This is a genomic window from Pseudoalteromonas phenolica (assembly GCF_005886345.1).
GTDB lineage: Bacteria > Pseudomonadota > Gammaproteobacteria > Enterobacterales > Alteromonadaceae > Pseudoalteromonas > Pseudoalteromonas phenolica_A.
In genome coordinates this window covers 77,562-103,039 of the sequence record NZ_PNEC01000009.1, presented here as the reverse complement: position 1 = coordinate 103,039, position 25,478 = coordinate 77,562, and the positions used below count along the sequence as shown (strand labels likewise).

The following is a 25,478-nucleotide window of genomic DNA, read 5'->3' as shown; positions in this document are numbered from 1 at the left end:
AGTATTTAACGAATTGATTGTACGATAAAGTCCATTACATCATCGCCAGATGGTCGATAAGTCAAATCAAACAACGGCATAGGTTTATGCACTAACCCTCGCTCTACCACCTCGTTAGTAATCGCAAAATCGAGTAATCCGGTTTTACCGACCAGCAAATTATCAAGTGGCTGTGTCTTTGCTAGTTCAACGATATCTCTAAAGCCGCTTAGATATAGATAATCTTTGGTAAACCCACCGCCTCTATAAACACGAGTTGTTAAGGTAAAGGCAAACTCCCTGTCTAGCTCAAATTCACTGACTAAAGTGTGAAAGGTTTTCACAAAATCGCGATGCTTGAGCATATAATTAACGGCAATAACACGCAGTGCCAAAGTTTGCAGGCGCGATAGTGTCAAACTCCCCGAACAATACTCACTGTAGATTGCCAAACCTTCTTGAGTATGAGTATTGCCTGACAAACCTAACCCAAACACCTTCAACGGTTGCTTTTTAGCATTCAGCGTCGCCACCATATGAATGCCTAACTCATGAAAAGCAAAAGCATGAATTTCTTTTTCGGTAAAACTGGCGTCTCGGTTAACCAATAACAATGCTTTGTCGTTATTGACCATAGCCTTGGCAACTATTTTTGCCGACTTCTCGATACGACAGTTTAAGCCCCACTCTTGCGCCTGCGCTTTAAAGCAAGCGATTGCCTCATCCGCATTCAATACTTTTTCATTTTCATCAATTTGTGGCTTTAAGTGCAGTAAGAATCGTGCGTTCGCAATGTCATCTTCACTCGGCTCGCCATAATATTTTAATGAGTTATACATAAACTCATCGGTACCTATGGTGGCCAACAAATCAATTTTGTTCGCCAAATTATCAATGATATGACGATACAGCTGCTGGATATCGGCATCGAGAATATTATCAACCGGTAACTTATATAGCTTTTCTCTGAACTTATAAGGATTAAGGTCTAGCTGCTTATAGTTAAAACTCGGCGCAACATAGCTATTTTTCATAAACTTCTTACGCTGCGCTTGCAGGTTTACTGGGTTAATAAAGTTCAGCGTTTCGATATGACGACATAACGAGAATAACGCTTTATCAACCTCTAGTACCTCTGGGCTGATACTGGAAGACAGCATATCGGCTTTTTGCATGCGCTTTTTACTGCCAAAACGGCGAATAAAATACGCAGCGGTTTCAGAGATAGCACTCTTAAAACCTGCTTTTAACTCTTCAAGCACCAAAGGGTAAACATCACCCGATGTTTCATCCATAAAGACTTTTTTGACTTCAGTTGGTAGCACTAAGGTGTTATCAAAGTGTGCATTCACATGGCTAATTAAGTAACCACGACCATGAAACACTTCGTCTGTCGCAGCGCGCACTGACAAGTTAGGCAACTCAATCTTATTCAATTGCTTCTCAAAGTGCTTAACCACACTGCCCCAGCGCTCGACATCAATTTGTCCAGAGCCGATATTAAACGTCGGCGTGTCTTTTTCGATGCGCTTATAGTTGTACGAGTGAATATCAAACACAATTGCGCGACTAAACAGTGATTCTACTTTGGCAATGATTGCCTCAAGCACATTGTAAAAAGACTCATGTTTAGCTTGGCTAATTGCACGTTGCTTTGCACTCAACGGCTTTTGCCATACCTGCTTATTCCACGCCGTTTTAAAATACGTAGACAAGGTTTTGGCACGATTTAAGTCGTATTCAAAACGCGAGTCGTTCCCTATCAACTGAATAGGAAACGACGAGATCAGCTCATCGGTATAAGGATCTTCTTCAAAAAAGCGCTCGTCCTTACTGAGCATAAAGGTTTTTTCGAGATCTTTTCGCAAACGATGACCATTATGAATGGCCGCACAGATCACTGGCGTATATTCATCAATTTTAATAATAAAGGCGCCGCCTTCGACTTCAGCGTGAAAGCTCTCACCCTTATTAATTTTCGCGATGCACGCCTGCTCAGACAGCGTTAGCATTTTCGATTACCTGTCTGAATTCAGTTTTACGGTTGCGTACTAGCTCTTTGGCGTGCACAACACTTTCAACAAAATCAATTACCTGCGCTTGTAATTTCACGCGGTTTAATTTGTTGATACGTACAATGCCACCTGGGCTTAATACATTCACTTCAATTAGCTTGCCGCCGATAACGTCAATGCCTGTTAGATACAAGCCATCGCGAACCAGTTTAGGGCCGATGTACTTACATAGCTTTTTCTCTTGCTCAGTCAATTTATGTTTCACAACTCGGCCACCCGCATGTACGTTTGAACGCAGATCACCATTCGCAGGCACACGTTTCATAGCACCAATTGGTTCACCATTGAGCATCATAATGCGCACATCTCCCTCTTCCGCACCTTCTACGTAATCTTGCAAAATAACGTAGTTTTCGCCTTTGCCATTTTCATCACCGCCGATATAAAAATCGAGTAACGATCTAAAGCTCTGACGTGCCGACTTTTCAATGACAATCACACCACGACCACCAAACCCATCTAGAGGTTTTAAGATCATGCGATCGCTGTCAGACTCATCAAAAATACGTTCTAAGTATTCGCGATTTTTTGATACGTGCGTTGCCGGAATAAACTCACTTTCAGTATCTTGGAAAGACGCCGTATAGATTTTGTTGTTCGCAATACGCAAACCATCTAAGTCATTCATGATGAAGGTATCACCGCGCACTGAGTCTAAGAAATTCAATGCTAAGGTATCTAACGGCGGATTGGCACGCATGATAATGGCATCAAAACCTGCAAGCGGTAGTTGAGTGCGCTTTAGATCGGCATTTTTGTAAAAACTTACGACATTGTCAGAACACTTTGTTTTACGCGTAAATACATCACAGAATGCACTCGCCACACTGTCCCGAATAGTCAGGTTATTCACCGTTGACATAGCAACGGTATGACCGCGTTTAACACACTCATGAATTAAGCGAAGCGTAGTGTCTGTCTCAGGCTCAACACGATCCCAAGGGTACATAATAAAACAAATTTTCATGGCTATATGTCTTTAAGGTTTTAAGTACCAACCCGCTTAACTCAATATTTTTGAGGATTGGTATATCAGTAACAGAAATAAAATTAGCCAGTCGAAACTGGCTAATTGGCAATCAGATATAAAGATTGGGTCGTATGATTAATCAGCTAAGCTGAATTCATTCCCCATGTCTTGCACAGTACGGCCGCTGCTTCTTGAGAAGCTGTGACCCACTTTGCTTTTATTAATTGCTTTTAAGTATTTTTTCCAAAGTTTGGCAGCATGTAAGGTGCTTTCACCTTCATCATTTACCTGCACTACAAATAATTGCTCTTCGTCATTTTCAGGCTGCAACGTCTCATTCGCCAGTGCACTTAACGTATGGCCGTAGCTTTCTAAAAATTCAGCTTCTTTCAACGTAAAATGACCGCTTCTTGATAACCCATGTGAAAATGTGTGGTCGCCATAAAACAGTGTTTTACCTTTACGGATCGTCGTATTCATATGTTCCCCTAAGTGGTTTGCCATATAACGGTTAAATAAAGTGAGATACAACTGATTAATCTATACCCAGCTTTTATGAACAAATTATTGCCAAGAGCAAAGAAAGCTCTTATTTGCGGAATGTATGTAAAAACCAATGAGAAGAAAAACAAAAAATATTTGTCGTGAAGATAATATTTTTTTACATTGAGGCCATTACAAGAAGAGAGCCATAACAAATGGATATTAGAGTCTTTAAAACGTTTATCGCCGTTGCAGAAAATCGCCATTTTGGACGCGCTGCAGAAACTTTGTATATCACCCAAGCTGCTGTCAGTGCAAGAATAAAACAACTTGAAGAGTTTTATAATACGGCTCTTTTCATTCGAGAAAAAAATAATTTAAGGCTAACCCCTGCCGGTGAAGCTTTGTTATCTCATGCGCATTTGATGGTGAGCCAAATGGCACAGTCTAAGCTCTCTTTATCAATTGCCGCCATGCAGAAAAACACCTTTAGCGTTGCAGCCACGCCCAATGTCTGGGACGCTTTTTTTAGCTCACGCATTCAAGACATGCTGGCACTCTTTGACGACCTAGTTGTTGGGGCTGAGCTCTCTGTTCGTGAGGCAATACAAAGAAAATTAGAGGACCGCTCATTAGATGTGGGCTTACTCACCGATCCGATCAAAGACAGCGATTTTTGTAATGAGTTAATAGGTCACTTTGATTTGTCATTGGTTGGGAGCCGCCCTCAATTCGACGCCAAAGTAGAAGATTATGTGTTAGTTGATTGGGGCATCACTTTTCAAAAAGAACACGCTTTACACCATAAAGTCACCCCCAACTTTAAAACCTCTGCCGCTATGATTGCGCTTGAAGTGTTACAAACTAAAGGTGGGTTTGCCTACTTGCCTTACCCTCTGGTTCAAGCATTAATTGAAAACGGCGAGTTATTTGAAATCGACACACCGTTACAAATTAAGCGACCAATTTACTTGGTTTATCGTAAAAACAACCCTCAGGAGAAATTAATTACTGAGTTTAAGGCATTGTTTTCTAAGCTTCAGTAGTAGAAATCTCCGCTGCGATAAATTTAAAATACTCTTGTGATAAATTTGTGAATAATTAGCCATAGTTTCGCGATAACTGTCTTGCAAACTAGATTTGTGTTTAACAAAACTATAAAGAGCAAGACATGAACAAAACAACAAGTGCACTCATCGCAGGACTAACATTAATGGCTGGCGGTACAGCAATGGCCGCTGATGTAGAAGTAAAAATTACCAACCTCACACAAGGTATTTATTTCACCCCGCTCCTTGTCGCAGCACACAGCAGTGACGCACACCTTTACCAAATTGGCAGCAAAGCGTCTGAGTCATTACAAGCAATGGCTGAAGGCGGCGATATTTCAGGTCTTGCGGATGTGCTATCAGGCATCAATGCTAGCGCTGCAGCGAATCCAGCTGAAGGGTTATTAGCACCCACCGCATCAACTATGGCGATGGTTGAAAGTTCTGAAACTAATTCAACCCTGTCTATTGTCGCCATGATGTTACCAACCAACGATGGCTTTGTGGGCCTTGATGCTTGGCCTATTCCAACTGAAGCAGGCACATATCATATCTACCTAAATGCCTATGATGCAGGCACAGAAGCAAACAACGAACTGGTTGTTGATGGCTCTGGTGCACCTGGCTCATTGGGTATTCCAGCCTCTCCGGGTATGGCACCGGGTACGCAAGGCAGTGGTGTAACCAATGAAGAAACCAACATGATGGTACATATTCACCGCGGGAATTTAGGTGATGACGAAGCAACAGGCGGGAAAAGCGACTTACACAACACAGTACACCGTTGGTTGAACCCAGTAGCTAAAGTGACTGTAACAGTAAAATAAGGGGCCTAACATGAAAGCACTCAAATTATGTGCGCCTGTATTTGCAGGCCTATTACTCGCAGGTTGTGGCAGTGACAACAATGATGTGATGCTAGAAACACCTATGCCTACGCCGCCAGCAGCAGAAGAAATTATGCTAAAAGTGACAGCGGTGAACCTCACTAACGGACAGCCACTTTCGCCAATTGGTATTGCACTACATAAAGAAGGACAATTTTGGCAAATCGGTGAGGCGGCCAGCGCCGAATTAGAAACCTTAGCTGAAGGCGGGGATAATTCAGGGCTACTCGGATTAGATGTGGTTATGATGTCAAGCTCAGCAGATACTCCACTTGCACCTGGCGCGAGCCAAGAGTTAATGCTCACTACCGAAAGTCTTGAAGACTATAAATTGTCTTTAATCACCATGATGGTGAATACAAATGATGGTTTTACCGGTCTTAATGCTATGGACGTATCAAACCTAGCGGAAGGCGACAGTATTTCTATGCGTACCCATGCGTATGATGCAGGTACCGAAGAAAATACTGAAGCACAAGGGACTATTCCTGGTCCTGCAGATGGCGGAGAAGGCTTCAATAGTGCCCGAGAAGACATGGATAAGGTCGCAATGCATCCTGGCGTTGTCGGTAATGAAGACGGGCTCTCTAGCTCAGTGTTAGATAGCACGCATAAATTCGATAACCCACTAATGATGGTCACAATAACAAGAATGAAATAAGCCCGACATGCCCATTACACGGCGTGTAATGGGCATTGCAAAGTAAATAACAGCCTATTAAAGGCATGATTTACGTTAAGAGGGTTGAAATATGCAGCATAAAGTATTGGTCGTTGAAGACGATCTCGATATTGCAGGGTTAGTTCAAGTGCATTTAAAAGAATTGGCACTTGATGTTGAACACGTAAGCGATGGGGAAAGCGCCATGGCAAAATTAATGCAAGACCATTTCGATATCGTGCTACTCGATATTATGTTGCCTGGCATGGACGGTCTTAGTGTTTGCCGAGAGATCAAATCTCTATTTCCTCATATCAGCGTGGTATTACTGACCTCTAAAAGCAGTGAGATGGACAGAGTAATTGGCCTAGAAATTGGTGCCGATGACTATATTTGCAAACCTTTTAGCTATCGAGAATTCCAAGCAAGGATCAAAGCCCAGATCCGCCATATTAAATTGCTCAAAATGCAGCAACAGCCAACCGATACAATCGCAACAGCGCCAACTGCCTTGATGTTAGGCGCGCTGCAAATCGATACAGGGGGTCACGAAGTCTTTATCAATGATCAACTTATTGACCTCACCGCAACCGAATTTGATTTGATCCACTTCTTTGCCAAACACCCTAATCAAGTATTTTCACGTGCCCAATTACTCGAATCAGTTTGGGGTTATGACCACTCAGGTTACGAACATACCGTTAATTCACACATAAACCGTCTTCGCAGTAAGTTAGGTAACTTATGCCAACAAGACATTATCGAAACCGTGTGGGGTGTGGGTTACAAACTTAACGCCAAATCACTGCAACAGGCATCATTATGATCCAATCTCTTTATCAGCGCCTCAGTCTGACTATTTCAGCGGTGCTTTTCATCATTCTTATTTCGTTTGTGACTTGGACACAGTGTGTGTCTGAAGTGTCTCGCTCTCAAGCCGAGCAAAAACTGCATTTAGGCCTTGCAGAGCACCTAGCCAATGATAACCCCTTGCTAAAACAAGGCGTTTATGACTATAAGGCCCTTGAAAGCCTATTTCATACATTAATGGTACTGGGCCCGTCTTTTGAGTTTTACTTTGTCGATCCTAGCGGCAAATTAGTCACCTACTCCGCTAAACCTGGCGATGTTAAAAAGCAAAGTGTCGATTTACGCCCTCTGTTACAGCTCATAGAAGAGCCACACAACTTACCGATTTTTGGCGATGATCCGCGCAGTTTTGATCAACAAAAAATCTTCTCTGTTGCACCGGTTTATAACAACGACACGCTTCAGGGGTATTTATATGTGATTATCGGCTCTTCAGCCTATGACTCTATTTTTACCCAGATCAGTAGTTCAGATCACTTGTTTCAACACTCCGCTGGCTTGTTGATCTTATTGATCATTTTACTATTCGTAGCGGTACTACTCTTTCGCTATATCACCTCGCCCCTTAAGCAACTGAGTGACTTTATTCACAAAGCAGAAGAAGTGAAATTTGATTTAACCGAGTTGACTATGCCACAGTGGTCAAACTCTGATAACGAAGTCCACCAGCTTGGCAACAGTGTTAATCAAATGCTGGTGACCATTAATCAGCAGATGGCACAACTCACTGAACTCGACTCACAACGCCGTCAATTATTAGCCCACCTCTCTCATGATTTGCGAACTCCGCTTGCCTCATTGCAAGGGTACTTAGAATTGATTGAAAAACAGCATGCCAAGCCTGAGCAACAGATGCATTTTCTGCAAGTTGCACTTAAAAACTGTATTCAATTAAAGAGTCTCATAGATCAAATCTTTGAACTCGCGCACCTTGAATCTGGTCATGCCAATGTGCAATTTGAAGTGTTTAACTTAGGTGAGTTGATTTACGACATTTTGGCCAAGTTCGCGCTAAAAACTGAGCAGGCCAATATTACTTTAACAGTGCAGCCGAAAACATTTGATGCCCAAGTTTACTCTGACATCGCCAAATTAGAGCGGGTGCTAACCAACTTGATTGATAACGCCATTCGACATACGCCGTCGGGAGGAAACATCACCATTGAAGTCAGCGAACACAATAAACAATATGCCTTGGCCGTGCGCGATACCGGACTGGGTATCAATGCCAAAGAGCTGCCTTATATTTTTGAAGCCCGTTACAAGGCAAGCAACAGTCAAGGCTGTAAAAAGACCCATGCGGGTCTAGGGCTGGCGATAACCTCCCGCCTTATTCGTTTGTTAAAATCAGAGATCAAGGTTGATAGCGAATTAGGTAAAGGCACCGAGTTTTCTTTTGCTGTGCGTAAAGCCGCAGATTCACTTAATTAACCTGAACCTAGATTAATTTAATTAAACAACTTCCTTAGCTCGCTGGGCGTCATGCCCGTCCAGCGTTTAAAGTTGCGGCGGAAGTTTGTCACATCTGCATAATCTAGTTGTTGCGCAACTTGCTCGTTTGAACAACCCCGCTCACTTATATGGATCACCGCTTGCTGCTTTTGTAGCTGATCTTTCAAAGCTTGCAAACTGGTATTGTGGGCTTTTAGCTTCCTTTTTAAAGTCGCCACACTCACACCTAAACATTCACTGAGCTCAGTTGCAGACTGTTTAGGACTCAGAGCGAGTAATGAACAGACATACTGTAAAAAACCGACATTATTTTCTGCATGTTTTGATTGCTGAAGATAGAAACCACGCATAGAAGTTAATGCTAAAGTTTGTGGCCGATACATGTAAGTAGTGGGCACACTCACCATAAAACAAGGCTGTGAAAAATGATATTGCAGCTGCAGATGCGATTGGTATTGTTCCACATGTTTAGGTTGCGCATAGGGCAGTTTGACCGTTAAATGCGTCACCATGTCAAAGCGCCATCGGCATAATTGGTCAATCACGGCTATCAGAAATTCGGCCATAAACTCCATGCAAGGCGCTGAAACCTGAGCTACCGCGGGATTCACGACAAAATGGCGCGCATTCGCGCTATGATAACTTTGAAAGAACATCAATGGCCAAATTTGCGCTTGTCTAACTTGTAAGACTCGACTCATATCTAACAAATTCCGGCTATTAAGTAGCGCTTGAAAAGCCGCTTCAGGTTGGCTAAATAGCCAATGTCTTGCCACTAAAAAGCTCACGCCATCTTGACTTAGGAGCGTTTGAGCATTGTCAAAAATTTGCACCACCTGCTTAAAACTCACTCGCTTGTTTGGCTGGTGTAAATCTTCATTAAACAGACGACTGCCTTTGAGTAACTTATGACTACTCACCCCTCTTTGTTCAGCCATCTCAATCAAAGGCAGTAATAATGGCTGCATTGCCAAAATAGCACTATCACTTTCAAATACCTGCCTCATGCCGCCACCGCCTTGAGTTCATTTAAGCTTTGGCTTAAACGTTGTAACAAGGTGTTGTGATCGTCATCTTTACGGGCTGACATACATTGCCATTGCACACCTTCAAACCCCAGTGCGCTATTGTGATTATCATACGGCGTATGACTGGCAACCATTTGTGCCACCTGTTCAATCACGGCGTGTGCTTTGACTAAATCAGTATCAGGTAACAACACAATAAACCTATCAGAGGCATAGCGGCAGGCCAAATCAGATTCTCGCAAGTTAAGCGTGATGATCTGACCAATATCTGAGAGCAAACTATTGCTTCGCACGCCCCCATATTTACGATTAAATTCACTGAACCCTTTAATATCAAGTAAAGCCATACAAAATCCAGTACCATTGTCGCGGTAAGCGTGTAACTCGCGCGCGACCTGTTTTTTCATATAATCAGCGCGGTACAAGCCAGTAATAAAATCTGTTAAGCCATGCTCACGATAGAAACGCTCTTTCTTTTGCAATAGATGATTTAAGACCTGTTGCTCGTGATACCAAAAATACATTGCTAAGCTCATCAGCCCCATTCCTAAAGTCGCAGGAAGCGCCTCTAAACTCGTTAACCAGTCATATTCAAGATCAAAGCGATAAAATTCATCTAAGAAATCTAGCAACAAAGAAATATGTAAGGCACTCAAGCCAAGAAACAATAAATTCGTTACCTTGCCTTTAGGCCGAGTGAGCAAGGTCGCCAGTAACCAAATCAAGGTCATCACCGCGATACCGCCCTCACCAAAGCAGTCAATCCAATCTATCTCGCTGGCAGGCTTGGCACTACCAAAAAGGCTCACCATACATATTGCTGCGGCAATAAACACTCCTAGCAATAGTAATAGTCGCGTGTGAAGTTTTAAAAATGAATCGGTCATAACAGCAAATAAGCGCTTAAAAGTATCACCATGCTACAAAGCTGGCAGGTTTTATCGTAGGGTCACTTTAGCTCATCAAAGGTGATGCGATTATGACAACTCGGCACTTTTCCCCATGTTTTATGGCACTTAAAACAATCACACCAAGATTGTAGGGGGTCATATTGGCTCAATAAGGCAAAAAATACCGACGAAAAACCTCGTTTTAAGCGAATTTTGACTACTTTGCTTTTGTACTGACATATTTCTTTAATCTGAGTTCTCTACTTTTGCCGTCGTTATCAATAAACACAAATACTCCTGTGCAAACTGAGAAGAGAAAGATGAAAACACATAAACCGTCTAGATTTACTCGTTCTAAAATCGCATTAGCTACCACTTGTGCATTATTAAGTTCACACGCTTTTGCCAATACCCTTGAAGGTCGTATTACAGATGCCAATAATTCAGTGTACTTTGAAGGGGCCAAGATCAGCATAAAAGAATTAAACCGCACCATCAGCTCTGAACGCGATGGTCGATTTCGCTTAACAAACCTACCTGCTGGTCAATATACCTTAGTAGTGGATTATCTAGGCGCGAAAAGTGTCGAACGTCAAATCATCATCAAAGAGAATGAAGTACTCACTCAACGTATTGCTCTTGAGAACCAAGACGCCTACATCGAAGATGTCATTGTGGTGGGTCAACGCGCAGGGCAAGCTGGCGCGCTTAATCGCCAGAAAAATGCCATGGGCGTAAAGTCTATTGTTAGCAGCGACTCAATAGGTCAGCTTCCTGACCAAAATGCGGCTGAAGCGTTACAGCGTTTACCCGGTATGTTTATTCAACGCGACCAAGGCGAAGGCCGATTTGTTGGCATACGAGGTATCGACCCCAGTTTGAATAATGTCACCATCAATGGCGCAAATGTGCCCTCACCAGAATCTGGTGTTCGTAGTGTCGCCATGGATGTGATCCCAAGCGAGCTGGTGCAAAGCCTTGAAGTCAGTAAAACCGTTACCCCAGATATGGATGCCAGTGCCATCGGTGGCAGCATCGAAGTCAAAAGCTTAAGTGCCTTTGACCGTGAAGGTCAGAGCTACAGCGTGAATGCACAAGCCACTTACAACGAACAAGTTGAAGCCACCAGCCCTAAGCTCTCTGCCAGCTTTACCGACGTTTATACCCTCAACAAACAGTTTGATCTGGGTATAGCCACAGCCCTATCTTGGTCTGAACGAGAATTTGGCTCGCACAATATGGAAACCGATGGTGGCTGGCAAATGCTCGAACTTGAAACTGACAATGGTGAAGAAGTAGAACTATTTGGTGCTGAGGAAATTGAACAACGCCACTATAAGATTAAACGAGAACGTTTAGGCGCAGCCCTAAACCTTGATTTGCACAGCAATGATTTCAGCAAATACTACCTGCGTACACTGTATAGCGAGTTCTCAGATGATGAGTTCCGTCTGCGTAATGAGTATAAGTTTGATAAAGGTGAATTAGTCTCAGGTCAATTTAACGACTCAAGCGCACAGTTTAGTGGCGCAGAAATGGATCGTGACACCAAAGACAGATATGAGTCACAAACCATTTTGTCATTAGTCACGGGGGCCGAACACCAACTCAGCGATTGGTTTGTGGAGTATAGCATCGGGTATTCTAAGTCTTCTGAAGAAGAGCCCAATCGCATTGATGCTGATTTTGCGGGAGAAGACTTTACACTCGGCTACAGCCACTTAGGCCATGCGCCTGCCCTGACACAATCAGCCAATGCCCACCAGCTCGAAAACTTCGAATTAGATGAGTTAGTTTGGGAAAACAACAATACCGAAGATGAAAGCCTGAGTTTAAAGCTAGATCTAAGCAAAGACTTTACCTTAGCTGGCTACAACACCCAGCTCAAATTTGGGGCGAAATATGCGCAACGTGAGAAATTCAATGATGTGCGCACCACAGTCTTCGATGGTGGCTTTAATGATGCCACAACTGCGCAATTTGCTGCGCCATCGCCCGATTGGTCACTCAGTACTTTTGGCCCGGGTTTATCTCGTTCTGAGATTGCACGATTTGTCGCAACCAACCGTGCTGAGTTTGACGTTAATCAATTAGATTCTGATATCGAAACAAAAGGCAAAAGCTTTACCAGCAACGAAGATATCTTTGCCGCTTACGCCATGTTCACTATCGATATGGGGGCTTGGCAGGTGATCACCGGCCTGCGCTATGAAGAGACTGATTACAGCACATCAGGTAACAAAGTAGAGCTAATTAAAGACGAAGTAAACGATGATGAGCGTGTTGAGATTAACCCTTGGGCAGTTGATAAAGACTACAGTCATTTATTACCGAATTTAACTGTTCGCTACGATATTAATGACAAACTCGTGACGCGATTTGCGTACACCAGCACCCTAGCTAGACCGGGCTTCTCAGATTCTGCGGCATTTCAAATCATTGAATCAGAAACCACCGAAGAAGATGGTCAGATTGAAACCGAGCGTAAGGCTGAAGTCGGTAATCCGCATTTAGACCCATATGAATCGACGAACCTTGACTGGTCAATTGAATACTACCCGGGTCATATTGGCGTAATTTCAGCTGGCGTATTCTACAAAGACATAAATAACTTTATCACCACTGAAGAAGTGCAAGATAACGGACAGTGGGATGGCTTTAAAGAAGTGATGCAAGCAGTCAATGGGGGGGAGGCCAGTCTCTCAGGCGTTGAGCTTGCTTATACAAAGAACTTCAAAAGTGGCCTGATGTTGTCAGCAAACGGGACTTTTATTGATGCCGACGACAAGCTGCCAAACCAGTCTGACACCGTTGCGAATTTAATGTTCGGCTATGAAAGCGACCATTTTAGTACGCGTTTAAGCGCAAGCTATAAAAGCAAAAGCTTCTCTCATGAAGATAACGATGCCCGCGTGATGCAAGACGCACACACTCAGTTAGATTTCAGCGCCAAGTACTACTTTAATGACCAAACGCAGATCTACTTCAATGCAGTCAACCTAACTGATGAGCCTTACTACCTTTACCACGGTCAGAGTCAATATAACTATCAATACGAAACCTATGGTCGCTCGTTTGAGCTGGGCTTCACATTGACCTCTTTTTAAATTTTTAACTTTATGGAGCCGCAAGTAAAAAGCTTGCGGCAGCAGTATGAAAAAGTCTCAGTTAACCTCACTCATCACAGCCACTTTGCTTACGGTCGGTTGTAGCTCAGTTGCGCTAAACGCTAAAGACACACAGCAAAATATCGCCTTTTTAGCTTTTGGAGATGGCGGCTACCATGTCGATTACCCAAAACAAAAGCACATTGATAAACCGAAAACAAAAGAGGAGTTTATCGCAGCAGAAAAAGCCGACTGGCTTGCTGAGCACCGCCCGATTGACGAATTTGGCCATGCACCTATTTATATTTATCCAGGTACAAATATAGCCACAGAGCAAGGCGGTGCGTTGCCTGTCGGTAAAGCCATGGCTGAATTTTGTAAAACCGCAGAGTGCCAGTTTGGCATTCAGCTGGGCGACAACATTTATCCCGATGGCGCAGGTGCAAAAGATGGTAAAGACGATCAACAACGTATGAACAATCTGATCAAAGCACCATTACAGCCTTTATTTGATCAAAAACCGGATCTTGTTGTTTACTCTGCGCTCGGTAATCACGATTGGAAAACCTCTCGTAAAGGCGTTGCGCTGCAAACAGAATGGATGAAAACACAGCCTAACTTTTATATGGCTGAGGACGGCTATTACAGCTATAAAAAAGGCTCGCCTGGTAATGATGTGGAGTTTTTTGTACTCGACACCAATATGTTGCTGTCGGGTCAACACTACTATGAAGTACCACTACTACCCGATGGCTCAGAGCAAGGACTCGCCTCAGCTTTGGCATCTGGTGCTGCCAGTGTGGAAGACATTGAAAAACATGAAGAGCCTGTAAATGGAGAAGATCACAAGCAGCTTGCTTGGCTTGCCAAAGGCTTAAAAAATTCAACAGCTAAATGGAAAATTGTTTACGGCCACCATATCTTATGGTCAATAGGCGGCACCAAGTACGATGAGGGCCATGTATTGCGCCGTTTAATTTTGCCAGAGTTGTGTCAACATGCCGACGCTTACATTGCAGGTCATGAGCACGACTTAGAGCTGCTTACCGATGATTGCTCACGCTTACTGCCGAGCAATAACAAACCTAAGCTACCACTTATCATCAGTGGCGCAGCTTCAAAAATGCGTGGCACGCATACCCCCTTTGCCGAGCAGCAAGAAAAGCGTTATCCAGAATATGACTTAGTGTGGTCGAAGAGTTTTACCTGGGGCTTTGCTCACATAGAGCTGGATAATCAAGCAGATGAAATGAAAGTACAATTTTATTCAACACCAACCGATGGCAGTGGCAAACCAGTAAAAGAGCAAAGTTTTAGCTTCAAGCATCGTAGTGACTAACCCTTTATTTATTTAGTTAACAAGCGCACACAAAAAAAGCCAGTGTAAACACTGGCTTTTCATTTAAATTACGAGAGATAATTACTGCTGAATACGACGTATACTTAAGTTATCACCACCATTACTACTCACTTGCTGAACTAGGCTAACGCCTGCAACATCCAGAACATGGAGTGTCTCCATTGTATGCGCTGTTTCAGAGTCTTTAGATGTCTCTTCAGCTAACACATAGAAATGTTCACCAATTTGACCACCGTTATGATCTATATCCGCACTGAATAGGCTATAAGCTTTGCTGCCTGATTGCGTTTCAAGTGACCCCGTTGATCCTGTACCTGGCACAATGGCAATGTAGGACACTACTTCTGTAGTATGCCCTTCATTCAGTGTATCTTGTTCGAAAAATGCAGCTTTAAAGCCAGTATTTGAGATGTCTTTCACACGAGTCGCAATCGTGTGACCACCCTCATAAGTTTGTACTTGCAAGAATACATATGGGTTATTCGCAAAACCTTCTGCAAAGCTGATGTCTTTAAATGTTTTCGTACCATCTAATTCGAAACTCCCCACTTCTAATACAGTACCATCAGCCATCGTATAACGACCTTGCTCAAGGGCCATATAATCAAACGACTCTTTCCAAGGGTGTACTTGGTCTAAGTAATTCCATTCTTTAAAAGCAACCTCAAACGAATTTGGCGCGACATTCTTCACGCGGTTTACACCACCGTGACCACCATTAAATGTGGGAGCGGAGGTAAATACAGCTGGGTCATAAAAATTCGTATCACCAAAGCTATAAGTGCGCCACTTATGATCCAAATCTTTAAAAATACTATTTGAGATAAGCGTGATTTTGTTATCTAGTGCACAAGGATCTTGGCTATAACACGCCACAGCACTGTCGGTATTGGTAGCTAAATCATTGATACGAAGTGGTAGTGTTGCAACCAAGCAAGTGCCACCGGTGTGTGGGTTAAGCTTATAAAGCTTAGATTGGTTTTTATGCCCATGATCATTAATGACTGTGCGACTGATCAGCATATCGCCATTTTGCGCCAAAGTAGCACCTGTCACAGCGATAAGGTTATGATCCGACAATTTACTCATGCTGTAATTTTCTGGATCTGTGCGGTCTATCAAATAAACCGAGCTAGAGGTCACTAAGTACAGCTCACCATCTTTAAACACTAAATCGCCACGATACTGGCCATCAGTGTTATCAAAATGCATTAGCGCAGTTGCACTGCCATCTAATTTATTGATGCTATACAATTTGTCATAGCTATTGGCTATGAGCTGATCATTTTCAGCATCATACGCCATACCAATCACAGATTTTGTTGTACCATTTATTCTGTGATGTGTTTTAGTTGCAAAGTCATAATAAGCAAGTCTGCTATATTTAAATCGATCGCCCTGAACCGGAATTTGCGCAAGTACTTCTTCTGGAGCGTCAAGCTCACTCAAATCCACTTTATATTCAAAAGGGATTGGTGAAGACGCATAGTACATACGGTTTAATGTTGAATCATAAGCCATAGCGGCTGAGCTAAATTCGGCCATTGAAAGCGCTTTAGCTGTTTTATCTTGCTCTTGCAGGCTAAATAAAACACCTGGAGCACCGCGACCAGAGTTAATAGAAAATAGTTCACCTTCACAGCTATTAGCTTCAACTTGAGTAGCCAGTGTTGTTGCTGAGAACGCAAAAATAGAAAGAAAAGTGTGTGGCATCTTTAGCATAATTAGAACCCTAATTAATATCCTAATAAAAAATGACACAAAGAAATGACACATATGTTCCGATTTATGTGGGCCTCAATCCCTCAAGGTAGGTGCTTCCATTATAACTTTGTAACCTGAATAGACTATGCCAACGTTAGCATCCAGATGCAAATGTTTTATTAATGTAAATAATTAAACGGTCAAATTTGGAGGTTAAGCGGTTTTCAACTTCCCTCTTCATTCTACGGCATCATGATATTGCAATAACTCAGGTTGCGCTAAAACAGCAGCTTTGATGGCTTTATCTAATCGCTGAATTAGTGTTTGCGGCACACTCTTATTACATGCATACCCAAGCTTTGATTCTAGTAAAGGGAGTAACAAACGATAATTTTGAGGGTCTATTTTTGCACGCTTAAATTGGTAACGCGCAATCGCATCACCATATGCAATCAAATCAACCCGCTTATAATCAACCATTCTTACTAGTTCAAGGCCTGTTTTCAAATAAACAAATTGAGATTCAGGTATACCGTAATTTAACAAAGACTGATGACCAATATCGTTTTTAACAACACCAAAAGTTAATGCTTTATCTCGTTTTAACTGTTCAATCGAGATGCCACTATTTTTATGTGCAATCACAGCAACTGTATTGGGTATCACCAAACCTACAAAATTAAATAACTTTGCTCGAGATTCTGTATAAGTCATCGAAAATACACAGCTGTTTTCTTGTTGCTGTAACGCCTTATAAGCACGCGGCCATGGGGTTAGCATGATATTTGACGCATCCATGTGCCAATCAAGGTTTTGATACGCTGTGCGGAGCACATTAAAAGCAAGTCCATGTAACTGACCTTGGCTTTGATAGTTAAAAGGCGGGTAATCTTCGGTATACCACTGAATATTAGGTGCAGAGAGTTGTAAACTGATAGAAAGTATATATGTATTGAGCAACAATCCCGACATGCACCTTTCTCTAAAAATTTAACCACATGAAGAGTATAGAACATGTGTTTGAATAAAGGGCAATGAGCCTGAACTTTCATACATTGACTGTTAGCTCTTTGCTCACTCAAAGAAATACAGAGATTAACGCTTAATCACTTCACCTCTAAAAGGTGCTAGCTTGGCAAGTACCCGGTTTTGCTCACGATAACTGACCCCTGCATCTTCCATCGCTAATACCAATAGCTCGACAACACGATTAAAGTCTGCTTCATTGATATTCATGCCAGTGTGAATATCCACCATAGAGTCTCCTGTATATTTGCAAGGTCCACCGCTGATTTCACACATATGAGAAATAAAACCAGCCCTAAAGTGACTGACGCTCGATTTAGCAAAGTACGGTAAAATCGTTTTATCCTTCGCAATACGATTAATAAACGCATCAACAATCTGCTCTATTCCATGCTCGGCACCAAGTTGCTGATATAAGGAAGATTCAGGCTTTGTAGCACATCCGCAAAAGCTAATCAGCAACACAAGGCTGATGACTAAAAACACTCTGCTCATTGTTAAAAATATCCTGTCATTGATAAATACCAACCCGTTTGTTTTGGTAATGCTGCAATTGTACCTAAATCAATATATGCCGCCGTCACACTGATATGCTTGTTAGGAAACCATGCCACAAACACATCGCGCCAATTGCTTTCTTGCAAGCCTAGGTTATCTGGCTTTTGACGATACTCAACGCCCACCGCTAAATGCTGATTGAGCAAAACTGCCGACGATAACTCAAGCTGTAAACTACGACAGTGATCAACCGAGCCAAAGCCGAGTAATCCCATTTCATTTGCAGAAGTGCGGCGTAACGTGGTATTCCATAAAAGGTTATACCCAAATGCCGCACCTAAATGTAATTTACTGGCAGACAGATAATAGTCATAGCCTGCTGTTTCAGTTGCGCCCATCGCTTTGGCAATAGAAGGAGTATCAAGTTTTTTATGTTGCAAACCAAATGCCAGTTGCGGCCATTGACTATAAATCAAGTCACCATACAGCCTGACCTTAGCACCGATAATACTTTGTGAAAGCTCGGTATTTAAAGGATTAATCTTAAAATTTTGCTCAGCGTAACTGAACTCAAACCTGTCGAAAAAATTTGCTTGCGCGCCACACACATTTAAAGAGAAATCGTCCACATTGGCTTTAGTGCAAAACCCTGATACTGCCCACTCATCTTCTGTCGCATAGCCCGCTAATTGTGCCCAAGGAACCAAACCGCCCCCCGCCCCCCCTTCAACTTGAGATACGCCCGGTGTACCAAGTAATTTACCATTCGCTTGTGCTCTAAAGCTCACCGAGAGAAAGATAAATAACAGAAAGCTAGCAATCGTTATTTTCATCACTTATCACCTTAAGTTAAATCAGAAAATAGATTTTCGAAGCTATCTCTTTTCTCAGGCGGATTAACTTCAAGTATGAGCTTTATATTGTCATCAACAAACTTTAAATCATCTATTTTGATTGTACGAAGACGATCAACACCAATCTTTGCTCTCGCGTGCCAAAAGGTAATCGCCTCAATATGCTCTCTTGCATATGGCATAGTCACCAAGCCTTGCGAAGAGGTTTTCATTGCAGGCTTATCATCATAAACATAAATGTAGCCCACCATCGAATCATGAATATTACAGCCAAGTACCACTATACCGGATTCAGGAAAATCTAGCGGTGCTTTTGGCTGACCATGATAAAGCTTTAGCTCGAATGTTTTAGCCTCAGAAAACGAGTACACATGATGTCGAATATCATCGCTATTTGGAAAGCTCACCATTGCCCCTTTAGGCACTAATAAAACATTAGGTGAGAATGCCTTATTAACTTGATCCATAATATAAGGAGTTGAGTTTACATGGCTTAGATTTTGGTCGTCTTTCAACACAAAGCTTACCACCGCATCTTCAAGTGGCTGATTGAATTGATCGACAAGCTTAATGGTGGTTTGCGCTGATGCAAAAACACAAATGAACGAGCAAAATAATAGAATGATTAAACGAGGCATAATAAAACTTATAATGCAAAAATAATAAAATGGTAGGATTTTATCTATGGAATGTCTATAAGAGTGTTTCGAATTAAATCGACCAAATTTTTAACTTATTATAAGTAATTACCTTATATTTCCTTCGTTAATTTCTTGGAATCTAAGCATAAATAAGATACTTTAAGCGCGACTTACAACAACATGGATAATTCTTATGGAAGAAATAAAGCTATCCGCTCAACCTGAGCACAAAACACATCAAGTCCTATTTACTGGTAATACGAAAGACTATTTTGGTATTTGGACGGTCAACTGCTTACTAAGCATTCTCACATTGGGTATTTATTCTGCGTGGGCAACGGTAAGAACAAAGCAGTATTTCTATGGTCACACCTCAATAGACGGCCATCGCTTCAATTATTTAGCGACCCCCATGCAGATCCTTAAAGGTCGTATTATTGCCTTTGCTATTTTTGCGTTATACATCACTTTAAGTACTTACAGCCCAGCAATGGCTGTAGCCTTTTTCTTAATTTGGGCAGCTGCTATACCTTGGTTAATCAATCAAAGTCTACGCTTCAACTTAAGAATGACGAGTCACCGCAATGTGCGCTTTGGCTTTAAAGGTAGCTACTTAGACGCACTAACGCATTTTGTGTTACTGCCAATAGTCGGTGCATTATCGCTTTATATTGCGATGCCTTGGGTAATGAAAAAAATCGACACCTATATTCACAACAATATTGAATACGGAAATAAAGCACTAAAAGTTGAGCTTTCAGCAGGCCGCTACTATGGCGCAGTCTTAAGATGTTTAATTGTCGTGATTGGTTTTGGTGTGATAAGCGCGATTATCGCTGGCGTTATGGGCAGTTTCGGTGATCCTGGATCTCTTGGCGTAGCCATGGTGTTTATCTCACTAGGTTTTAACTTCTTAGCGATCAGCCTACTTGCAGGTATTTACCAAAGTAAGATCCGTAACCATATTTTTGCTAACGCTCAGCTTGAAGATGTGGCGACTTTTGAATCAAAGCTAGATACCGTTGAATACTCATTACTACTAGCAACAAATGCGCTAGCCATTATTTTCTCGCTTGGCCTTGCCTTCCCTTGGACAAAAATACGTAAAGCGAAAATGCTCGCAGCTGCAACCACTATTACCTTATCTGAGAATGCAGAACAAGTGATAGAAGTATATCGAGAGTCGCAGTCTTCACTCGCTGAAGAAGCGGCGAATGTGTTTGACGTAGATATTTCCCTAACTTAAGCATATGAAGATATTAGGTACTTTATATCCGGCAGGTAGCAGCAAAGCTGTTACCTGCTCAGCTGTGGTATTTGACTCAAAGCTGATGTTAAATCATGAAGGTGGCAAACAAGAAAGCTACGACTTTGCGAGTACGGTTTTAGGTGAGCCGATTTTAGGCCAATCCCAAGAAATTACATTCGGCGCTGGTAGCCGTTTTTTGCCTGAAGACGTGAAATTTCGCTGGCCGACAAAGCGTAAGCGTTTAAAGCTGGTTGAAAAGCTAGAGCAAAATCTATTCGCCGTTCTTGGCGCCATCATTCTTAGCCCAATTTTAATTTACGGTATTTTATTCAAAGCGGTTCCTGAGTTCGCTGTACAAACCTATGATTTAGTGCCCAATGCAGTGGTGCAAGAAATGGGTGAGCAGTCTATGTTTGCCATCGAAAAAGCAGTGCTTGAACCGACCACATTATCAGCGAAAGAACAGCAAATAGTGACTAAGCTTTGGGACGATAGTTTGCAAAAACTCTCTCTACCAGCAGATCAGTTTAAGTTGAGTTTCTATCAGTCTGACTTCTTTGGTGCGAATGCCTTCGCGCTCCCGCATGGCCAAATCGTAGTGACCGATGATCTTGTAAAAAGCATGCAAGAGCACCCTCTAGCACTGCAAGCTGTGTTGCTTCATGAAATCGGTCATGTTGAAAAGCAACATAGTATTCGTATGGCAGCGCAAGCAGCTGCGGGTGCAATCGCTTTTGCCATGATATTTGGTGATTTAGAAGGCTTTGCCGAAGTACTACTTGGTACAGGCTCAACAATTTTGCAGCAGCGCTTTTCACAAGATATGGAAAAAGAGGCGGACGAATACGCCCTACAGCATATGAAGCAGCACGGTATCGACCCCAAAGAGTTTGCCAAAGCATTAGAAATTATCGTTGAGCAAGCAGGCATTGAGCTTGAGAATGACAAGGAAGGCGCATGGAGTAAGTACTTATCTACTCACCCAAGCATAAAATCGCGCATTGAATATGCCAACGCTTTCTAATACCTAGTTGCAAGACAAATAATGAAATGCCACCCAAAACGCGGTGGCATTTTTATACCCACTGTTAAATAGCATTTAAAATAAGAAGATTGCTCTTAGAGAAAAGCATTAACTACTCATAGAGAAAGATATAAAGCAATAAACAAAGACACTATTTATACCAACCCTCTTAATTAAGTGGTCTATTTTGAGGCAAGGAAAGCTTGTCGATAACAAGGCGAAAATTATGCTATTTAGTTGTTCTAAATGAGAAATTTTTAGCGCGGTTAGCGGCAGCTTTAATCACTCAAAATGATTAAGTATTATTGAGGATTGGTATTATTAACTGAACAGCAGAAGAAATGAGCGAAAAACTTTTCTGAGGCAAATAAAAAACCCAACCGTAAATATTTAAATCTTAAACATTTACGGTTGGGTGTGAGTCAGCCATAAGCCGGGTTCTGTCCCTCTTGCGAGGTGATAATCATTCGTCTAGGCCTAAAATCGCTCTTAGGCTCAAGCAACCTACCCGGTTCCGATGTGGGCCACACCATAAGGAACCCTATTTGGTCTTGCTCCGGGTGGAGTTTACCTTGCAACCAACTGTTACCAGTGGCCCGGTGCGCTCTTACCGCACCCTTTCACCCTTACCAACCGAAGTTGGCGGTCTCCTCTCTGCTGCACTTGTCGTAGGCTCACGCCTCCCAGCCGTTAGCTGGCACCCTGCCCTGTGGAGCCCGGACTTTCCTCCCCCTGATCATTTTCGTCACAGGCAGCGATTATCCGGCTGACTCAGGCGGGCGATTATACGCAAGATGCAGTAAAATCACACGCTTTTTTGCGGTTAATCTTCTTTATCAGCAATTACTGCTTTATATAGCGCATTTTTCTTAAGACCAAAGTACTCAGCAACCACACCACAGGCTTTTTTCAGTGGCATTTCAGGCTCAAGTAAACTCAGCATTTTACGTGCATCAGCTGGTATTTCGTCTTGTTGTTTAGCTTTCCCAGGCAGCATTAACACCAGCTCGCCACGCTGCTTCTCTGGCTCATTGGTCAAATACTCAAGCAAGTCGCTCACTGAACCACTAAAGAAGGTTTCGTATGTTTTAGTCAGCTCTTTCGCGAACACCACATGTTGCTCTGCACCTAACGCCGTTTGCATATCCTCGAGGCTAGCCATAATCCGGTGAGTGCTTTCATACATAATACTTGTAATACCACTTTCAAATGCATCGACAAAGAATTGCTGACGGGCTTGGCTTTTCGCCGGTGTAAAGCCAATAAACTGGAATCTATCTGTCGGCAATCCCGAACAACACAATGCCGTGATCGCTGCACACGCGCCAGGAACAGGCGTAACATCAGCTCCCTCGTTGCGACATAAGTTCACAACCGCATAACCGGGGTCGCTAATAAGCGGTGTTCCCGCGTCTGACACTAATGCAATATCAAGCCCTTCGTTTAGCCAATCTAAAACCTGTTGTGCTTTTTGTTTTTCGTTATGATCATGCAGCGCAAAGGTTTTTGCTTTGATATTGAAATGGCTCAATAACTTACCCGTGTGACGGGTATCTTCAGCGGCAATTAAGTCAACCTCTGCTAAAGTTGCTAAAGCACGCTCACTGATATCGGCCAAGTTGCCGATCGGCGTTGCAACAACATAAAGGGTACCAATTTTGTCTGTATTCTGTGCTTTTGTCATTGAGCTCTCCAGTTTCAGTCAGTAAGATATCCCTTTGAGGAATGTTTATCGTTAGGAAGTTGCAGTGCGACTGAAAGTAATTTGTCTTGTAATAACTGTATTGTCGGGTTTATCGGCTTGTAGCACAACCGAAAAATCACCTGCTCGACCTCCTGCTGTGCAGAATCAGCCGCAAACTCAAGTACCCGAGGTCCTCAATGCGCAAGGTCTACTAAACAAAGCTCGCAGTAAAAAAGGCGCATCTCGCATCCAGCTGCTTTATAGTGCCCGTGAAAATGCTATAAAAGAACAAAACTGGCCTGTTTTGGAACAAGCCTGTCTAGCTTTAGAAAAAAACGAAACTGTTGATTATGTACAAAATAAACTTTATATCGCACTAGCGAGAACAGAACAAAATAATTACAGCACAGCTTTAAACATTCTTAAAACACTGAATGAAAGGCTATCGCTCTCTGAGCACCAAGCTTGGCATCAATACTTGATGGGCCGTATTTATGCATCACAGGGCATGCCAAAGAAAGCGCTTACTTATTATTTCAAAGCTGCCGATATCAGTTTTAATGACAAAGTTGAGGTTGCCAGTTTAAATGACGAAATTTGGCAAGCTTTACAACAACTATCTTCATATGCATTAGAACGCTTTGATAAAGGCTCAGTGATCCAAAGAGGCTGGATCAAATTAGCAAAATATCAGCAAATTTATATCGGCTCTGGCATACAATTACACCAGGCGCTAAATAATTGGCAACGTCGTTTTGTAAATCACCCTGCAACCTACATCTTACCTAAAAAGGTGCAAAACACCGTGAGTTTAGCACCTTACGAAGCTAACAAAATTGCTGTTTTGCTGCCTCAAAGTGGTAATAGTAAACGTTTAGGAAGTGCCCTTAAAAATGGCTTTTTAGCTGCAGTCGATCATAGTGATCTCAACGAAGTTATATTTATTGATGAACAGCTCAGTGTTGAAGACATCGAAAGACAATTATCGACACAAACATTTGATTTTATCATTGGCCCACTTCTAAAAGATAATATAGAAAAAGTTGCTGTCAGTAGCGTGATTCAAAGCACACCAACATTACACTTAAATAATAGCGACTCGCCGGCTTATGCTCAGCAGCAATACTTTTTTGCTTTGAACCCTGAGCATGAAGTAGATCAAGCTATGGTGCACTTTTTATCTCAGCAGTATCAAAAACCTATGCTGCTTGCACCCGATACATTATCTGGTTTAAGACTGGTTAACCATTTTAATCAAGAGTGGCAAAAATATAGCCTAATTGAGCCTGAAGTTGGCTTATATACCGACAGTAAAGATATGGCTAAGGTTGTTGCAAACTTATTAGAAGTAGACGCTTCAAAAAGTCGTATAAAAGCCGTCAAAAGCTTGTTCAGAAAAGAAGTTGAAAGTGAAACTCGCTCTAGAATGGACATAGATGTTATTTACATTCTAGGTGATGCCATTGAAACTCGGTTATTAAAACCTTATCTCGATGTCAATGTTAGCACTTTTGCGAAACGTATCCCCTTGTATGCCAGTTCAAGAAGCTATTCGAAACGCATGGATCTTACTGACAAAGGCGATTTAGAAGGTCTTTATTTTACTGAGCAACCTTGGATGCTCAATAAATCAATCGATAAGTTTAATTTGAGAGCTCAGTATGATGCACTTTGGCCTGAGCAAGCTGATATAGAACAGCGTCTGTTTGCTATGGCATTTGATGCTGTGCAGCTCATACCAGAATTAAAGCAACTGGCGAAAGTGCCTGGCAAAACTTTTTCGGGATTAACAGGCCACTTGAGCGTTAAAGATGGCAATGTTGTGGAACGAAGATTAGAGTGGGCGCAATATCAAAAAAAACAAATAAAATTGGTGCAATTAAATGAACAGAAACCCACTCCTCTGTTTATGCAAAACCACAATCGTTTTCAAGAAAGTTTACGAGACTAATAAGTCATTGTAATCAGAAGGCATAAAGGAATGTCA

21 protein-coding genes and 1 other RNA gene are annotated in these 25,478 nt (G+C 42.3%); 10 read left to right on the top strand and 12 right to left on the bottom strand.

Annotated elements, in window-relative coordinates; genetic code table 11:
- Positions 1 to 5: 5 nt before the first annotated feature.
- The 3 genes from CWB72_RS05050 to maoP form a co-directional block, all read right to left on the bottom strand.
- Positions 6 to 1,991 carry a flavohemoglobin expression-modulating QEGLA motif protein gene (locus CWB72_RS05050; RefSeq protein ID WP_138629659.1) on the bottom strand — a complete coding sequence of 662 codons (1,986 nt, stop codon included), beginning with the start codon at positions 1,989 to 1,991 and terminating at the stop codon, positions 6 to 8.
- Positions 1,975 to 3,021, bottom strand: coding sequence for a glutathione synthase (gene gshB / locus CWB72_RS05045; protein ID WP_058028645.1), 1,047 nt, complete (start codon positions 3,019 to 3,021; stop codon positions 1,975 to 1,977). Before gshB ends, CWB72_RS05050 begins: the two co-directional genes overlap by 17 nt.
- A 138-nt stretch (positions 3,022 to 3,159) precedes the next feature.
- On the bottom strand, positions 3,160 to 3,504 hold the full coding sequence (gene maoP / locus CWB72_RS05040; protein ID WP_171037223.1) for a DUF413 domain-containing protein: 345 nt from the start codon (positions 3,502 to 3,504) through the stop codon (positions 3,160 to 3,162).
- A gap of 218 nt (positions 3,505 to 3,722) precedes the next feature.
- Between maoP and CWB72_RS05035 the strand changes: the two genes are divergently transcribed.
- From CWB72_RS05035 to CWB72_RS05015, 5 genes are all read left to right on the top strand, one after another.
- Positions 3,723 to 4,553: a LysR family transcriptional regulator gene (locus tag CWB72_RS05035; protein ID WP_138566162.1), complete on the top strand. Its 831-nt coding sequence runs from the start codon at positions 3,723 to 3,725 to the stop codon at positions 4,551 to 4,553.
- A 125-nt stretch (positions 4,554 to 4,678) separates the two neighbouring features.
- Positions 4,679 to 5,383 carry a spondin domain-containing protein gene (locus tag CWB72_RS05030; protein ID WP_138629655.1) on the top strand — a complete coding sequence of 235 codons (705 nt, stop codon included), beginning with the start codon at positions 4,679 to 4,681 and terminating at the stop codon, positions 5,381 to 5,383.
- Positions 5,384 to 5,393: 10 nt separating this feature from the next.
- Entirely contained in the window at positions 5,394 to 6,104 is a 711-nt protein-coding gene (locus tag CWB72_RS05025) for a spondin domain-containing protein (protein ID WP_138629653.1), read from the top strand.
- A 91-nt stretch (positions 6,105 to 6,195) separates the two neighbouring features.
- Entirely contained in the window at positions 6,196 to 6,930 is a 735-nt protein-coding gene (locus tag CWB72_RS05020; protein ID WP_138566159.1) for a response regulator transcription factor, read from the top strand.
- Entirely contained in the window at positions 6,927 to 8,405 is a 1,479-nt protein-coding gene (locus CWB72_RS05015; RefSeq protein ID WP_138566158.1) for a sensor histidine kinase, read from the top strand. Before CWB72_RS05020 ends, CWB72_RS05015 begins: the two co-directional genes overlap by 4 nt.
- Positions 8,406 to 8,422: 17 nt before the next feature.
- On the opposite strand, the gene CWB72_RS05010 is transcribed toward CWB72_RS05015, so the two are convergent.
- A complete protein-coding gene (locus CWB72_RS05010) occupies positions 8,423 to 9,433 on the bottom strand; it encodes an AraC family transcriptional regulator (RefSeq protein ID WP_138629651.1) in 1,011 nt (336 codons plus the stop codon).
- A complete protein-coding gene (locus CWB72_RS05005) occupies positions 9,430 to 10,266 on the bottom strand; it encodes a GGDEF domain-containing protein (RefSeq protein WP_249348987.1) in 837 nt (278 codons plus the stop codon). Before CWB72_RS05005 ends, CWB72_RS05010 begins: the two co-directional genes overlap by 4 nt.
- A gap of 398 nt (positions 10,267 to 10,664) precedes the next feature.
- On the opposite strand from CWB72_RS05005, the gene CWB72_RS05000 reads away from it, so the two are divergent.
- Positions 10,665 to 13,451, top strand: coding sequence for a TonB-dependent receptor (locus CWB72_RS05000; protein ID WP_138629649.1), 2,787 nt, complete (start codon positions 10,665 to 10,667; stop codon positions 13,449 to 13,451).
- Between the two features lie 46 nt (positions 13,452 to 13,497).
- Positions 13,498 to 14,790 (top strand): metallophosphoesterase, encoded by a 1,293-nt coding sequence (locus tag CWB72_RS04995; RefSeq protein ID WP_138566154.1) that lies wholly within the window; start codon positions 13,498 to 13,500, stop codon positions 14,788 to 14,790.
- An 81-nt stretch (positions 14,791 to 14,871) separates the two neighbouring features.
- Here the strand turns inward: CWB72_RS04995 and CWB72_RS04990 are convergent, their stop codons facing one another.
- The 5 genes from CWB72_RS04990 to CWB72_RS04970 all read right to left on the bottom strand — a co-directional run bounded on the left by CWB72_RS04990 (position 14,872) and on the right by CWB72_RS04970 (position 19,531).
- On the bottom strand, positions 14,872 to 16,533 hold the full coding sequence (locus tag CWB72_RS04990; RefSeq protein WP_171037222.1) for a hypothetical protein: 1,662 nt from the start codon (positions 16,531 to 16,533) through the stop codon (positions 14,872 to 14,874).
- A gap of 219 nt (positions 16,534 to 16,752) precedes the next feature.
- A complete protein-coding gene (locus tag CWB72_RS04985; protein WP_138566152.1) occupies positions 16,753 to 17,487 on the bottom strand; it encodes a substrate-binding periplasmic protein in 735 nt (244 codons plus the stop codon).
- 123 nt (positions 17,488 to 17,610) lie between these two features.
- The gene (locus CWB72_RS04980; RefSeq protein ID WP_138629647.1) at positions 17,611 to 18,036 is read right to left on the bottom strand and encodes a group I truncated hemoglobin; all 426 of its coding nucleotides are present in this window, start codon (positions 18,034 to 18,036) and stop codon (positions 17,611 to 17,613) included.
- 2 nt (positions 18,037 to 18,038) lie between these two features.
- Complete coding sequence (locus tag CWB72_RS04975; RefSeq protein ID WP_138629645.1) at positions 18,039 to 18,872, bottom strand: DUF3034 family protein; 834 nt, start codon at positions 18,870 to 18,872, stop codon at positions 18,039 to 18,041.
- Between the two features lie 11 nt (positions 18,873 to 18,883).
- Positions 18,884 to 19,531 (bottom strand): methylamine utilization protein, encoded by a 648-nt coding sequence (locus CWB72_RS04970; RefSeq protein WP_138566149.1) that lies wholly within the window; start codon positions 19,529 to 19,531, stop codon positions 18,884 to 18,886.
- A gap of 196 nt (positions 19,532 to 19,727) precedes the next feature.
- On the opposite strand from CWB72_RS04970, the gene CWB72_RS04965 reads away from it, so the two are divergent.
- Both CWB72_RS04965 and CWB72_RS04960 read left to right on the top strand, forming a co-directional pair.
- Complete coding sequence (locus CWB72_RS04965) at positions 19,728 to 20,780, top strand: YjgN family protein (protein ID WP_138566148.1); 1,053 nt, start codon at positions 19,728 to 19,730, stop codon at positions 20,778 to 20,780.
- A gap of 4 nt (positions 20,781 to 20,784) precedes the next feature.
- Positions 20,785 to 21,807: a M48 family metallopeptidase gene (locus CWB72_RS04960; RefSeq protein WP_138566147.1), complete on the top strand. Its 1,023-nt coding sequence runs from the start codon at positions 20,785 to 20,787 to the stop codon at positions 21,805 to 21,807.
- 414 nt (positions 21,808 to 22,221) lie between these two features.
- Here CWB72_RS04960 and rnpB read toward each other — a convergent pair.
- An RNA gene (rnpB, locus tag CWB72_RS04955) (RNase P RNA component class A) lies at positions 22,222 to 22,581 on the bottom strand.
- Positions 22,582 to 22,630: 49 nt separating this feature from the next.
- The gene (rsmI, locus tag CWB72_RS04950) at positions 22,631 to 23,491 is read right to left on the bottom strand and encodes a 16S rRNA (cytidine(1402)-2'-O)-methyltransferase (RefSeq protein WP_138566146.1); all 861 of its coding nucleotides are present in this window, start codon (positions 23,489 to 23,491) and stop codon (positions 22,631 to 22,633) included.
- 64 nt (positions 23,492 to 23,555) lie between these two features.
- Here rsmI and CWB72_RS04945 point away from each other — a divergent pair, with 64 nt between their 5' ends.
- The gene (locus tag CWB72_RS04945; protein ID WP_138566145.1) at positions 23,556 to 25,442 is read left to right on the top strand and encodes a penicillin-binding protein activator; all 1,887 of its coding nucleotides are present in this window, start codon (positions 23,556 to 23,558) and stop codon (positions 25,440 to 25,442) included.
- The last annotated feature ends 36 nt before the right edge of the window (positions 25,443 to 25,478 follow it).

Excerpts from the sequence above, each read along its gene's own strand:
- CWB72_RS05050 (WP_138629659.1), bottom strand. The coding sequence starts at position 1,991 with ATGCTAACGCTGTCTGAGCAGGCGTGCATCGCGAAAATTAATAAGGGT.
- gshB (WP_058028645.1), bottom strand. The coding sequence starts at position 3,021 with ATGAAAATTTGTTTTATTATGTACCCTTGGGATCGTGTTGAGCCTGAG.
- maoP (WP_171037223.1), bottom strand. The coding sequence starts at position 3,504 with ATGAATACGACGATCCGTAAAGGTAAAACACTGTTTTATGGCGACCAC.
- CWB72_RS05035 (WP_138566162.1), top strand. The coding sequence starts at position 3,723 with ATGGATATTAGAGTCTTTAAAACGTTTATCGCCGTTGCAGAAAATCGC.
- CWB72_RS05030 (WP_138629655.1), top strand. The coding sequence starts at position 4,679 with ATGAACAAAACAACAAGTGCACTCATCGCAGGACTAACATTAATGGCT.
- CWB72_RS05025 (WP_138629653.1), top strand. The coding sequence starts at position 5,394 with ATGAAAGCACTCAAATTATGTGCGCCTGTATTTGCAGGCCTATTACTC.
- CWB72_RS05020 (WP_138566159.1), top strand. The coding sequence starts at position 6,196 with ATGCAGCATAAAGTATTGGTCGTTGAAGACGATCTCGATATTGCAGGG.
- CWB72_RS05015 (WP_138566158.1), top strand. The coding sequence starts at position 6,927 with ATGATCCAATCTCTTTATCAGCGCCTCAGTCTGACTATTTCAGCGGTG.
- CWB72_RS05010 (WP_138629651.1), bottom strand. The coding sequence starts at position 9,433 with ATGAGGCAGGTATTTGAAAGTGATAGTGCTATTTTGGCAATGCAGCCA.
- CWB72_RS05005 (WP_249348987.1), bottom strand. The coding sequence starts at position 10,266 with ATGGTGAGCCTTTTTGGTAGTGCCAAGCCTGCCAGCGAGATAGATTGG.
- CWB72_RS05000 (WP_138629649.1), top strand. The coding sequence starts at position 10,665 with ATGAAAACACATAAACCGTCTAGATTTACTCGTTCTAAAATCGCATTA.
- CWB72_RS04995 (WP_138566154.1), top strand. The coding sequence starts at position 13,498 with ATGAAAAAGTCTCAGTTAACCTCACTCATCACAGCCACTTTGCTTACG.
- CWB72_RS04990 (WP_171037222.1), bottom strand. The coding sequence starts at position 16,533 with ATGCTAAAGATGCCACACACTTTTCTTTCTATTTTTGCGTTCTCAGCA.
- CWB72_RS04985 (WP_138566152.1), bottom strand. The coding sequence starts at position 17,487 with ATGTCGGGATTGTTGCTCAATACATATATACTTTCTATCAGTTTACAA.
- CWB72_RS04980 (WP_138629647.1), bottom strand. The coding sequence starts at position 18,036 with ATGAGCAGAGTGTTTTTAGTCATCAGCCTTGTGTTGCTGATTAGCTTT.
- CWB72_RS04975 (WP_138629645.1), bottom strand. The coding sequence starts at position 18,872 with ATGAAAATAACGATTGCTAGCTTTCTGTTATTTATCTTTCTCTCGGTG.
- CWB72_RS04970 (WP_138566149.1), bottom strand. The coding sequence starts at position 19,531 with ATGCCTCGTTTAATCATTCTATTATTTTGCTCGTTCATTTGTGTTTTT.
- CWB72_RS04965 (WP_138566148.1), top strand. The coding sequence starts at position 19,728 with ATGGAAGAAATAAAGCTATCCGCTCAACCTGAGCACAAAACACATCAA.
- CWB72_RS04960 (WP_138566147.1), top strand. The coding sequence starts at position 20,785 with ATGAAGATATTAGGTACTTTATATCCGGCAGGTAGCAGCAAAGCTGTT.
- rsmI (WP_138566146.1), bottom strand. The coding sequence starts at position 23,491 with ATGACAAAAGCACAGAATACAGACAAAATTGGTACCCTTTATGTTGTT.